Genomic DNA, 11,828 nt, shown 5'->3' with positions numbered 1-11,828 from the left:
CAGCAGCTTCATCAATAAAAATCGGCCCCATCGAGGGCCGATTTTTTTCACTGGAAAGCAGAAAAGAAAAATGGCGGACTCCCAAAGAAGTCCGCCCGAAATGAAGGCCAGAAGGAGCCTATGACGAAACTGAACAGTGTTCCTTTCAATCTCGGCCTTCATGGTAGTGAGCCCTTGCGATCCATGGCAAATCGGTACCACCGATAAGCCGCATCCATACTGCAAATACTCCTCCTCACTGGGTAACGTCCCTCTCGCGTTTGGTGCATATCCGCGCCAAACCCGCTTCCCGCGCGACTTTCACGCATCATGCAGGTGCACCACGCACAAGTCTGCGCGCAATCACGGAGCGGCCTAATCATTATTACTAATATTCATCCGGCCAATTCCTAAATAGAATTTGACCCTGCTTTGACCCCGGACGACACTCAGCTACCTTCTTTCAACCAAAGTGGTGTGCCATGAATTCGATCACGCTCGATGTTTATCCCGTCCAGAAAAAAGTCGTCACCGCCGTCTCCCCGCATGCGGACTCTCCCGAAATGGATGCGCTCATCGCGGAAGTGATCGCTCGCCGCGACGAGTTCGACCAGCTCGGCCACGTCCCCCGCGATCTGGTGGCCACGATGAAGAAAGCCGGTATCTTCCGCAGCGGCACACCCCGCAAGTTCGGCGGCGAAGCACTGGCTCCCGCGGCCTTCCTGGCGATGGTCGAACGCATCTCCAAGGCCGATGGATCGGCCGGCTGGGTCGCCGCCTTCGGTTCGGCCAATACCTATCTCGCCGCACTGCCCGTCGAGACGCAACGCAAGATCTACGCAAGCGGTCCCGACCAGGTCTACGCCGGTGGACTCTATCCGCTGCAGGAAGCCAAGGCCGTCCCCGGTGGCTGGGAAATCTCCGGACGCTGGCACTTCGCCAGCGGTTGCAAGGGCGCGGACTGGATCGGCGTGGGCATCAAGGACAGCAGCAGCGCAGATGATGACGCACCCAAACCCGCCCTCATGGCCGTGATGCCGGCCGCGGAAATCGAGATCATCGACAACTGGAACGTGGTCGGCATGCAGGGCACGGGCAGCCACGATACGCGTCTGAAAGACAAGTTCATCGCCCACGAATGGACCTGCGCACGCGGTGCCGCCGGACTCATCGACGAGCCGCTGTATCGCTATCCCGCACTGGCCTACCAGGCTGAAGTGCATGCCGCCGTCAACATCGGCCTGGCCCGCGCCGCCCTGGATATCGTCACCGACATGGCCGCTGGCGCCAAGATCATGCCGGGTGCACTGCGACTGGCCGATCGTGCCTACTACAAGATCAAGCTCGGCCTGTCCGAAGCCAAATGGCGCAGCGCCCGCATGTTCTTCTACGATGCCTGCGAACAGGCATGGGAACAGATCGTGGCCGGCAACCCCGTCACCGAGGAGATCGACATGATGCTCAAACTCTCGGCCACCTACGCGGCACGCGTCTCGATGGACGTCGTCAACGACGCCTACCAGGCCGCCGGGATGGCCGCCATCCAGCGCACGCACCGCCTGCAGCGCATCGTGCGCGATGCGATGGTGGTTACGCAGCACGCCGCGCTGTCGGAACTGAATTACGAAAGCGCTGGTGCGCTTTTTGCAAAGCTGGGGATCAGGCGCTGAGTCGCCTTCCCCGCTGACGCCTTGCCTGCATCGTCACCGACGCTGCACGCGCAAGCACTCCTTGCGATTTGCCTTTGTTACTGCCGTGCCTGCCAACTCCACTGGCGCTTCACCAACTTTACAAAGAGGACCCAGCCCGTGACCCACTCCACCGTCTCGCCACACCGCCGCAAGCTGCTGCTCGGCGCCGCCTCCATGCTCGCCGCAGGCGCTGCACCTGCCCTGCCAGCCCTGGCCCAGGATACCCCCGTCGTCATCGGCGTCGGTGCCGATCCCGTCTTCACGGCCTTCTTCGTGGCCGCCAACGAAAAGCTCTTTGCCAAGCATGGAGCGCCCAACGTCACCGTGCAGTCCTACACCGATGGCGGCGAAGCGCTCAATGCGCTGGTGGCCAACCAGGTACAGATGGGCTGCGCCGGCGAGCCCACGCACATCGTGCGCCTGTCACGCGCGGAACTGCGCCCGCTGGCCGTTACCTACCAGTCGAAAACCTACGTCAAGCTGGTGGCGCGCAAAGCCATCGCCTCGGCCGACAAGATCAGGAAATTCGGCATCGTTGCCGGCTCGGTCTCGGAGTACGTCACCGGCCTGACCTTGAAGACCCTCAACATCGATGCCACCAAGGTCGAGATGGTGCGCTCCGGTCCGCCGGAACTGCCCGCCCTGCTGGCGCGCGGTGACATCGATGCCTACTTCGTCTGGGAACCCTGGCCTACGCTGGGCGTGCAGCAAGGCGGCCACATCCTGATGACCTCGGGGGACGTCGGCTACACCAGCACCCTGTGGCTCTCGGCCACCGCTCCCTGGCTGGCCGCCAACAAGGCAGTGGCCGGCAACATCCTCAAAGCTCTGGCCGAAGCCTCCGAGATCACCCGCAAGGACCCGCCGCGTGCGGCGCAGTCGGTGCAGGCCATCACCCGCATCCCGGTGCCGCAGACCTTGAATTCGCTCAAGGACATGGAACCCATCGTGCGCGACTTCACCGAGACCGACGTCAAGACCGCCAATGCCATCGGCGACTTCCTGCTGTCCAAACAGGCCATCAAGGCGCCGGTGGACATGAGCAAGATCTTGCAGCGCGGCTTCTACAAGGGGTAAGCCATGGGACACGGATCTGCAGTTTCCATCAAGCGTGTGGGACTTGCCATCGGCAAGAACGAGATCATGGCGGGCATCGACCTCGATATCCGCGCCGGCGAATTCATCTGCCTGCTGGGGCCCTCGGGCTGCGGCAAGTCCACGCTCCTCAATGCGATTGCGGGCTTCCAGGAGGTGGCAGGAGAGATCACCGTGGCGGGCAAGCGCGTCAGCGGTCCGGGACTGGATCGTGGCGTGGTGTTCCAGTCCTCGGAGGCGCTCTTCCCCTGGTTGTCAGTGCGCGAGAACGTCGAGTATGGCCTCAAGCTGCGCGGTATTGCCGGGCCCGAACGCCGCTCGGCGGCCGAGCGCTACGTATCGCTGGTGGGCCTGAAGCACGCCATCGACAAGTTTCCCGCCGAGCTCTCGGGCGGCATGCGCCAGCGTGCGCAGATTGCCCGGGTGCTGGTCAATGAACCATCGGTGGTATTGATGGACGAGCCCTTCGGTGCCCTCGACGCGCAGACCCGCGAAGTGCTGCAAAGCGAGCTGGATCGCATCTGGAAAAGCACCGGCTGCACCATCGTCTTCGTCACCCACGACATCTGGGAAGCCATCCTCCTGGCCGACCGCGTGGTGACGATGACGGCCGGTCCGCGTGCCCACATCAAGACCATCGAAGAGGTCGACCTGCCGCATCCACGCGATCCGGCCGACCCCGCCTGCATGGCGCTGTATGCCCGCATCCGCGACGACATCGGCGCCGAAGTCACGCGCGTGCTGCGCGCCCAAGGTTTGATTGAAGAGGAATCCCTGCAATGACGCAGCTCACACAGACAGCCACCCCGAGCGCTCCCGCCTCGGCCATGCCATCCAGCCTGGGGCGCCGCATGAAATCGGTCCGTCCTTTCCTCATTTCCGTCATCGCCATCGTCGGTGGCCTGGTGCTGTGGCAACTGGTCTCGATGACCACCTCGCCACTGTTCCTGCCCTCGGTCCCGATGACCTGGGCCGCCGCACTGGAACTCATCGGTGACGGTACCCTGCAGCAATCCGTGCTGGCCTCTTCCGGACGCATCCTGGCCGGCTGGGGCGCCGGGGTCGCCATCGGGGTGCCGCTGGGCATCTTCATGGGCCGCTTCGATCTGGTGCGGCAGCTGCTCGATCCCTATATCGAGTTCTTCCGCTTCATTCCGCCGATTGCCTTCGTCACCCTGGCGGTGATCTGGCTGGGCCCGGGCGAGCTTTCCAAGATCGCGCTGATTTTCTACACCACCGTCTTCATCGTCACGCTCAACACCATCGCCGGTGTGCAGGCGGTGAACCCGCTGCGACTGCGTGCGGCGGCTTCGCTGGGGGCGGGACAATGGAAGATCCTCACCACCGTGATCCTGCCCTCGACCGTTCCCTTCATGGTCACCGGCGCCCGCATCGCGATGGGCAATTCCTTCCTGACCGTGGTGTCGGCCGAGATCGTGTCGGCGCGTGAAGGGCTGGGCGCCCTGATCTGGACGGCGCGCAACTTCAGCCGTACCGAATGGGTATTCGTGGGCATCATCACCCTGGGCCTGCTGGGCTACCTGTTCGACCGCGTGCTGCGCATCGCCACCCGCAAGCTGCTGGCGCGCTACCTGTAAGCCCTGCGCGGCGACGCACTGGTCGCCGCCGCCAATCGTGCATGTACGCACGATTGGCTTTTTCCCTTTCACACAAGATGACAAGCGAGAAGACACCATGACCGACTTCACCCAGGAAATCCAGCAACTCAAGCGCCGCCTCGACATCCTCGACGCCGAGGCCGACATCCGCCGCATTCAGGCGCGCTACATGTTCCTGTGCGACACGCCCTGCCCCGAACCGGTCGCCGACGACGCCGAACGCATCGAGAAGATCCTCGACCTCTATGCCGAAGACGCCATCTGGGAAGGCGTGGGCTCCTACTACGAGGGCCAGTTCGGCCAGGCCGTCGGCAAGGATGCGATCGGCCGGCACTTCCAGGCATTCTGGGGGCAGAAGAAGGATCCGGAACTGCTGTTGAACGTGCACTACCTGACCTCGGAACAGATCCACGTCCATGCCGACTGCACGCACGCCGATGGCCAGTGGGTGCACTGCCAGCCGTGGATCTTCGCCGACGGCTCGTCGTTGCTGCGTTCCAGCCGGCTCAACAACCTGTTCAAGAAAGTCGACGGAGTGTGGAAGATCGCGCGCACCCGTACCGAGAATGTGTTCGTGGCACCGCTGGCTTCCGGCTGGGCCAACAATGTGCCGACCTATTCGGTGCTGATGAAGTAACGAAGCGCTGAAATCTCAAAACGATACAAATCATTCATATCATTTTGTATTGCACGCTGCTATTCGTTGTTGATGATATGACCGGGAAGAGGCTGCGGCCTCTTCACCGTGTCGGAGAGCCATTCTCATGTCCCCTGCCCTTCGCGTCCTCGTACGCCAGTTCATCCCCACCAGCGCTGGCCCGCTGCACGTAGCCAGCATGGGCGAAGGATTGCCGGTGCTGCTGCTGCACCAAACCCCGCGTTCCTGGGACGAATTCCGCGACGTGCTGCCGCTGCTGGCGCGGCGCTACCGGCCCATCGCCATCGACACGCTTGGCTTTGGCGACTCCTGCAAGCCGCCGCCGGCTGAGCACAGCATCGAGCGCTGGGCCAGCCTCGCCTTGGAAGTGATGGACCAGCTGGGGATCGGCCAAGCGGCCGTGGCCGGCCACCATACCGGCGCCGTCACGGCCATGGAAATCGCGGCGTCGGCTCCTGAGCGGGTAGCGGCGCTGGTGCTGTCATCCTGCCCGTATAACGATGCCGCGCGGCGCAGCGCCCACGCGGGCAAACGCACCGTGGACGATGTGGAGGTCCGACCCGATGGCACTCACCTGCAGGAGCTGTGGCAGCGCCGCCAGCCCTTCTATCCGGAAGGCGACACCGACCTGCTGACGCGCTTCATGGTCGACGCCCTCAAGGCCGGGACCATGGCCTCGCATGGCCATATCGTGGTCCGCAACTATCACATGGAAGATCGCATCGGCCTGGTACGCGCACCCACGCTGGTGTTGCGGGCGGGACGCGATCCGCATGCGGCGCCCTACAGCGAACGCATCGCCCTGGCCATCGCAGGCAGCCAGCTGCTGACGCTGGAGGAAGGCATGGTGCCCATGCCGGACCAGATGCCGGCCGCGTTTGCACAAGCGGTGATGGATTTCCTGCAGCGCAGTTGCTAGGGCTCAATCGCGGGTAAAGGCCCCGGCACTCAGCATCAGGCAACCTCCGCCTCGCGTCCGAACATCTCGATCAACAGGCTGCGCAGCCACTGAATGCCCGAGTCCGCCGAGAACCGTGTATGAGTGTAGAGGCTCACCGGGATGCGCGGCATGTCCAGCGGCAAGTCCAGCAGCACACACGCCTCATCGAGGTTGTGGCGCTCGGCGATGCTGCGCGGCAGGAACAGGGCCAGGTCGGTATTGCGCACGATCTGCGGTGCCACCGTGAAATGCGGCATGCGCAGCGCGAAATCGCGCTTCACGCCCGCATTGCGCAGCACGTCCTCGGCCAGCTGGTGGCCGGTGGTATTGGTGCTGGCGTAGACGTAGCGCAGCTGCAGCAGGTTCTCCATGGTCAGCGGCTGCCCTGCCAGGGCATGGGTCCTGCGCAGCATGCAGACGTAATCGTCGTAGAGCACCAGCTGGCTCTGGCAATCCTCGGGCAGCCCCGGCAGGTAGCCGAAGGCCAGATCGATGTCGCCATTGCGCATGGCCGCACCGAGGTTTTCCATGGCCATCTGCTGCACTTCAATGGAGACGTGCGGTGCGGCGTGCGCCAGTTCTTCCATCAGCATCGGCAGCACATGGCTGCAGGACATGTCCGACATCACCAGATGAAAGGTGCGCGTGGCCGTGGCCGGGTCGAAACTGGCGTGGCTGTGCAGGGCTTCATGGAGGATGCCGAGCGCGCGCGAGATCGGCTCGTGCAGGCGGATCGCGGTTTCGGTGGGCACCATGGCAGTGGTACTGCGCACGAAGAGCGGATCATCGAACATCTCGCGCAGGCGCCGCAACGCGTGACTTACGGCCGGCTGGGTCAGGTGCAGGCGATCAGCGGCGGCGGTGAGGCTGCGCAGCTCCCAGATGACGATGAAGGTCTTGAGCAGGTTCAAGTCCACTGCGCCGATATTCATTTGCTTCATGCGGAACATTCCAGACAATCATTTGACCCGTCAATTGTGCAGGGTCTATTGTTCATCCCAGGACGCAGGCTTTTTCAAGCGATGCGTTCTCCCTCTCACCTGCTGATCGACATCCGCCTGACGGCGCCGCAGACGACCTTGCTGATGGCGCAAAGGATACGAAGCCTTGTGCCGGATGTCATCTCTTTTTTGGATGGACCTACCATGAAGCAAGATTTTCGCGACGCCATGGCGCGTCTCTCGGCTGCGGTCAACATCATCACCACCGATGGTCCCGCAGGACGCGCGGCCATGACGGTCTCCGCCGTCAGTTCGGTCTCCGACGACCCGGCCACGGTGCTGGTGTGCATCAACCTCAAGAGCGCGGCCCATCCCATCCTGATTGGCAACGGACGCCTGTGCATCAACATCCTGGCAGGACATCACGAAGACGTGGCGCGCATGATTGCCGGCATGACCGGGCTGGCCGCCGAGGAACGTATGGCGCAGGTAGGCTGGGAAACCGGTGACTACGGCCAGCCGGTGTTGCCCGATGCGCTGGCGGTGCTGGAGGGCGACATCGTATTGCAGCAGCAGGCGGGCACGCACAGCGTGCTGTTCGTGGAGATCCGGCATATTCGCCTGGCCGCGTCGCAAGCCGATGGGCTGGCTTATTTTGGACGGCGTTTTCACCGGATTGCGGCGGAGGTGGCGTTGGCGGCGTGAGGCGAGCGCTGCAAGCCCGCTCCGCCATGAAAAAAACCGCCCAGCAAGCTGAGCGGTTTCACCAAAATCACAATAAGACAGCAGCCCTACACCGCCAACTGCTGCATATGCCGGTTCACCGCCTCCAGCACGATGGCATCCAGGCCCTCGCCCTGCGTCTTCTCGATATGTTCCAGGAAGGCCTTGCGCATGCGTGGCTCCCAGAATCGCTTCAGATGCGTAGCCAGGTCGGCAATGGCCTGGTCGCGGTCCGGCATGGTGGAAAAGAAACTGCCAATCTGGTTGGCCATCTTGACCAGGTGTTCGGTGTTCATGAGTGTTCTCCTCCTGCTCCGTTCGTCAATTGTCCGTCCCTTGTCCGCGCGCCTGCGGCTCAGCGCAGGCGATGCGGTCGGGCATACACCACGTGGCCCTGCTTGCGCACGAAGCCCAGCAAGGTCACATCCGTCTCTTCGGCCAGCCGGATCGCCAGCGCCGTCGGTGCCGAGACGGCAGCGATGAAACCAATGCCGACCGTGGCCGCCTTCTGCACCATCTCGTAACTGGCACGGCTGGTGATGATGGCCGCGCCTTGCGAGAAATCCGCCTCCTCTTCGGCCAGCGCGCCAATGAGCTTGTCCAGCGCGTTGTGACGGCCCACGTCTTCGCGCACCAGCACGATGCTTCCTGACGCATCCATCCACGCGGCGGCGTGCGTGGCACCGGTGGCTTGCTGCAATTGCTGTGCGGCCTGCATCTGCTCGAAGGCCGCATGCAGCTGGTCCACCGAGAACGACGCACCGCCCTGCACCGCCTGCGGATGACGTACCGCCTGCTCCAAGGTCTCGGCACCACACAGCCCGCAGCCGGTACGACCAGTCAGGTTGCGGCGCCTTTCCTTCAACGCCACGAAACGCTCGGTGGCGATGCGCATCTGTACTTGCACGCCTTCGCAGCCCGGCACGATCTCGCACTCATACAACTCGCCCGGATCGCCCAGGATGCCTTCGGTGAGCGAAAAACCCAGCGCAAAATCTTCCAGATCGCTGGGCGTAGCCATCATCACGGCATGCGAAATGCCGTTGTATTCCAGCGCGATGGGGACCTCTTCGGCAACCACATCCTCCACCGTCTCGCGTTGTCCATCTCGCCAGCGATCCACTTGCACGCGGGCGAAGGTGGCGTAGTCGCCGGTGGTGTCGTCAATGTGGAGGCTGTTGCGCTTGCTTGTGTTCATGCTGTCCTGCTTGATGCGGCTTGATGTGATTGGGTCGGTCGGGCTCATGTCTGCGGAAATCATCGAAGCACGAGCCCGACGGGCCCGTGCCGCTTACTTCGTCACCAGAGGCTCGTTCTGCACCTCGCCCTTGAGCAGATCCAGCTGGGTACGGTTGAAGCGCTCGTAATGCTGCTGCCATTGCGAAGGCTGCGTCACCGGCATGACCTGCACCGCCGTCACCTTGTACTCGGGGCAGTTGGTGGCCCAGTCGGAGTTGTCGGTGGTGATCACGTTGGCGCCCGATTCCGGGAAGTGGAAGGTGGTGTAGACCACGCCCGGCTGCACCTTCTCTGTCACGGTTGCACGCAGCACGGTCTGGCCTGCACGCGACTCCACGCCCACCCAGTCACCCTCGCGGATGCCACGGTCCTCGGCATCGTGCGGATGGATCTCCAGCCGGTCTTCGCTATGCCATTGCGAGTTCTCGGTGCGGCGGGTCTGCGCGCCCACGTTGTACTGCGACAGGATGCGGCCGGTAGTCAGGATCAGCGGGTAGCGCTGCGTCACCTTCTCGTCGGTGGCGAAGTATTGCGTGTTGATGAACTTGCCCTTGCCCCGGATGAAGCTGCCCACGTGCATGATGGGCGTGCCTTCCGGTGCTGCTTCGTTGCAGGGCCACTGGATGCTGCCGAGCTTTTCCAGCTTCTCGTAGCTCACGCCGTGGAAGCTGGGTGTCAGGGCGGCAATCTCGTCCATGATTTCCGAGGGGTGATTGTACGGCATCGGGTAACCCAGCGCTTCGGCCAGGGCTACCGTGACCTCCCAGTCGGACTTGCCGGCCTTGGGCGGCATCACCTTGCGCACGCGCGAGATGCGGCGTTCGGCGTTGGTGAAGGTGCCATCCTTTTCCAGGAAGGACGAACCGGGCAGGAAGACGTGCGCATACTTGGCCGTCTCATTCAAGAACAGGTCCTGCACCACGATACATTCCATGGCCTGCAGGGCGGCTGCGACGTGCTGGGTGTTGGGGTCCGATTGCACGATGTCCTCACCCTCGCAGTACAGGCCCTTGAAGCTGCCATCGAGCGCCGCATCAAACATGTTGGGAATGCGCAGGCCCGGCTCGGGATTCAAGGTCACGCCCCACGCCTGCTCGAACTGGCCGCGCACGGTGGAGTCGGAAATGTGCCGATAACCCGGCAGCTCATGCGGGAAGGAACCCATGTCGCAGGAACCCTGCACGTTGTTCTGACCCCGCAGCGGGTTCACGCCCACACCTTCGCGACCGACGTTGCCGGTGCACATGGCCAGGTTGGCGATGCCCATCACGGTGGTCGACCCTTGCGCATGTTCGGTCACGCCCAGGCCGTAATAGATCGCCGCATTGCCGCCGGTGGCGTACAGGCGGGCAGCACCACGGATGATCTCGGCGGGTACGCCGGTGATGGCGGCCATGGCTTCGGGGGAATTGTCTTCGCGCAGGACGAACTGCTTCCAGTCCTGGTACGACTGCAGGTCGCAGCGTTCCTGGATGTAGGCTTCGTTCTGCAGACCCTCCGAGAGGATCACGTGAGCCAGCGCGGTGATGATGGCGGTGTTGGTACCGGGGCGCAGCTTCAGGTGATAGTCGGCCTGCAGGTGCGGCGACTTGACCATCTCGGTGGTACGCGGGTCGATCACGATGAGCTTGGCGCCCTGGCGCACGCGGCGCTTGATCTGCGAGGCAAACACCGGATGGCCGGCCGCCGGATTGGCGCCCATGATGAGGATCACGTCCGACTTCATCACCGATTCAAAGGTCTGCGTACCCGCCGATTCGCCCAGGGTCTGCTTGAGACCATAGCCGGTCGGCGAATGGCACACGCGCGCGCAGGTATCGACATTGTTGTTGCCGAAGGCGGCGCGCACCAGCTTTTGCACCAGATAGGTCTCTTCATTGGTGCAGCGGGACGAGGTAATGCCGCCGATGGAATCCTTGCCATGCTTGGCCTGGATGCGGCGGAATTCGCTGGCGGCGTAGGACAGCGCTTCTTCCCACGACACTTCGCGCCAGGGGTCGTTGATGCTCTTGCGGATCATGGGGTTCAGGATGCGGTCCTTGTGGGTCGCATAGCCCCAGGCAAAACGCCCCTTGACGCAGGAGTGGCCCTGGTTGGCTTTGCCATCCTTGTACGGCACCATGCGCACCACTTCATTGCCCTTCATCTCGGCCTTGAAGGAGCAGCCCACACCGCAATAGGCGCAGGTGGTGACCTTGCTGTGCTCGGCCTGGCCCAGCATGATGACGGTCTTCTCGGTCAGTGTCGCGGTCGGGCAAGCCTCGACGCAGGCGCCGCAGGAGACGCATTCGGATTCCATGAAGGCTTCCATCTGCCCGGCCGAGACGCGCGATTCGAAACCGCGCCCGTTGATCGTCAGCGCGAACGTGCCCTGGGTTTCTTCACAGGCGCGCACGCAGCGATTGCAGACGATGCACTTGGAAGGGTCATAGGTGAAGTAGGGATTGGATTCATCCTTCTTCATCTTGGTATGGTTCTCGCCCTCGTAGCCATAGCGCACTTCGCGCAGGCCCACCACACCGGCCATGTCCTGCAGTTCGCAGTTGCCGTTGGTGGGGCAGGTCAGGCAATCCAGCGGGTGGTCGGAGATATAGAGCTCCATCACGCCACGGCGGATCTCGGCCAGCTTCGGGGTCTGCGTCTGCACCTTCATGCCTGGCTCGCAGGGCGTAGTACAGGAGGCCGGATAGCCCTTCATCTTGCGGCCATCCTTTTCGATTTCCACCAGGCACAGGCGGCAGGAGCCGAAGGGTTCCAGGCTGTCGGTGGCGCACAGTTTGGGGACATTGATACCGGCCTCGACCGAGGCGCGCATCACCGACGTGCCGGCCGGGACCGTCACTGCCACGCCGTCGATTTCCAGCGTGACCAGGTTTTCCGAGGCACGTGCGGGGGTGCCGTAATCCGTTTCATTGAGCTGATTCATGGTGCAACTCCTTGCAT

The 11,828-nt window shown here is 63.0% G+C and carries 11 protein-coding genes; 7 read left to right on the top strand and 4 right to left on the bottom strand.

Translation table 11 applies throughout. The features are described 5' to 3' along the window. Positions 1 to 461: 461 nt before the first annotated feature. The 6 genes from GWL_RS04515 (at position 462) to GWL_RS04490 (ending at position 5,961) form a co-directional block, all read left to right on the top strand. Positions 462 to 1,649, top strand: a complete 1,188-nt coding sequence (locus GWL_RS04515; protein ID WP_008327160.1) for an acyl-CoA dehydrogenase family protein — start codon at positions 462 to 464, stop codon at positions 1,647 to 1,649. A gap of 138 nt (positions 1,650 to 1,787) precedes the next feature. Next, a complete protein-coding gene (locus tag GWL_RS04510; RefSeq protein WP_008327159.1) occupies positions 1,788 to 2,747 on the top strand; it encodes an ABC transporter substrate-binding protein in 960 nt (319 codons plus the stop codon). A 3-nt stretch (positions 2,748 to 2,750) separates the two neighbouring features. Continuing rightward, positions 2,751 to 3,548 carry an ABC transporter ATP-binding protein gene (locus GWL_RS04505; protein ID WP_008327158.1) on the top strand — a complete coding sequence of 266 codons (798 nt, stop codon included), beginning with the start codon at positions 2,751 to 2,753 and terminating at the stop codon, positions 3,546 to 3,548. Further along, entirely contained in the window at positions 3,545 to 4,363 is an 819-nt protein-coding gene (locus tag GWL_RS04500; protein WP_008327157.1) for an ABC transporter permease, read from the top strand. The genes GWL_RS04505 and GWL_RS04500 overlap by 4 nt, the downstream gene beginning before the upstream one ends. Before the next feature lie 97 nt (positions 4,364 to 4,460). After that, positions 4,461 to 5,021 carry a nuclear transport factor 2 family protein gene (locus GWL_RS04495; protein WP_008327151.1) on the top strand — a complete coding sequence of 187 codons (561 nt, stop codon included), beginning with the start codon at positions 4,461 to 4,463 and terminating at the stop codon, positions 5,019 to 5,021. Positions 5,022 to 5,148: 127 nt separating this feature from the next. After that, complete coding sequence (locus tag GWL_RS04490; protein WP_008327150.1) at positions 5,149 to 5,961, top strand: alpha/beta fold hydrolase; 813 nt, start codon at positions 5,149 to 5,151, stop codon at positions 5,959 to 5,961. Between the two features lie 35 nt (positions 5,962 to 5,996). On the opposite strand, the gene GWL_RS04485 is transcribed toward GWL_RS04490, so the two are convergent. Beyond that, entirely contained in the window at positions 5,997 to 6,923 is a 927-nt protein-coding gene (locus GWL_RS04485; RefSeq protein WP_034350080.1) for a LysR family transcriptional regulator, read from the bottom strand. Between the two features lie 204 nt (positions 6,924 to 7,127). On the opposite strand from GWL_RS04485, the gene GWL_RS04480 reads away from it, so the two are divergent. Further along, positions 7,128 to 7,628: a flavin reductase gene (locus tag GWL_RS04480; RefSeq protein ID WP_034350079.1), complete on the top strand. Its 501-nt coding sequence runs from the start codon at positions 7,128 to 7,130 to the stop codon at positions 7,626 to 7,628. Between the two features lie 86 nt (positions 7,629 to 7,714). Here GWL_RS04480 and GWL_RS04475 read toward each other — a convergent pair whose 3' ends face one another. The 3 genes from GWL_RS04475 to fdhF form a co-directional block, all read right to left on the bottom strand. Further along, the gene (locus tag GWL_RS04475; RefSeq protein ID WP_008327146.1) at positions 7,715 to 7,942 is read right to left on the bottom strand and encodes a formate dehydrogenase subunit delta; all 228 of its coding nucleotides are present in this window, start codon (positions 7,940 to 7,942) and stop codon (positions 7,715 to 7,717) included. Positions 7,943 to 8,001: 59 nt separating this feature from the next. Continuing rightward, positions 8,002 to 8,844: a formate dehydrogenase accessory sulfurtransferase FdhD gene (gene fdhD, locus GWL_RS04470; protein ID WP_034350078.1), complete on the bottom strand. Its 843-nt coding sequence runs from the start codon at positions 8,842 to 8,844 to the stop codon at positions 8,002 to 8,004. A gap of 93 nt (positions 8,845 to 8,937) precedes the next feature. Continuing rightward, the gene (gene fdhF, locus GWL_RS04465; protein WP_008327142.1) at positions 8,938 to 11,811 is read right to left on the bottom strand and encodes a formate dehydrogenase subunit alpha; all 2,874 of its coding nucleotides are present in this window, start codon (positions 11,809 to 11,811) and stop codon (positions 8,938 to 8,940) included. Positions 11,812 to 11,828 lie beyond the last annotated feature (17 nt).

It is taken from the genome of Herbaspirillum sp. GW103 (genome assembly GCF_000261365.1).
Taxonomy (GTDB): domain Bacteria; phylum Pseudomonadota; class Gammaproteobacteria; order Burkholderiales; family Burkholderiaceae_D; genus Herbaspirillum.
This window is presented reverse-complemented; position numbering and strand designations above follow the sequence as displayed.

Bases quoted from the DNA above. Each gene is read 5' to 3' on its own strand.
- GWL_RS04515 (WP_008327160.1), top strand. From the start codon at position 462: ATGAATTCGATCACGCTCGATGTTTATCCCGTCCAGAAAAAAGTCGTC.
- GWL_RS04505 (WP_008327158.1), top strand. From the start codon at position 2,751: ATGGGACACGGATCTGCAGTTTCCATCAAGCGTGTGGGACTTGCCATC.
- GWL_RS04500 (WP_008327157.1), top strand. From the start codon at position 3,545: ATGACGCAGCTCACACAGACAGCCACCCCGAGCGCTCCCGCCTCGGCC.
- GWL_RS04495 (WP_008327151.1), top strand. From the start codon at position 4,461: ATGACCGACTTCACCCAGGAAATCCAGCAACTCAAGCGCCGCCTCGAC.
- GWL_RS04490 (WP_008327150.1), top strand. From the start codon at position 5,149: ATGTCCCCTGCCCTTCGCGTCCTCGTACGCCAGTTCATCCCCACCAGC.
- GWL_RS04485 (WP_034350080.1), bottom strand. From the start codon at position 6,923: ATGAAGCAAATGAATATCGGCGCAGTGGACTTGAACCTGCTCAAGACC.
- GWL_RS04480 (WP_034350079.1), top strand. From the start codon at position 7,128: ATGAAGCAAGATTTTCGCGACGCCATGGCGCGTCTCTCGGCTGCGGTC.
- GWL_RS04475 (WP_008327146.1), bottom strand. From the start codon at position 7,942: ATGAACACCGAACACCTGGTCAAGATGGCCAACCAGATTGGCAGTTTC.
- fdhD (WP_034350078.1), bottom strand. From the start codon at position 8,844: ATGAACACAAGCAAGCGCAACAGCCTCCACATTGACGACACCACCGGC.
- fdhF (WP_008327142.1), bottom strand. From the start codon at position 11,811: ATGAATCAGCTCAATGAAACGGATTACGGCACCCCCGCACGTGCCTCG.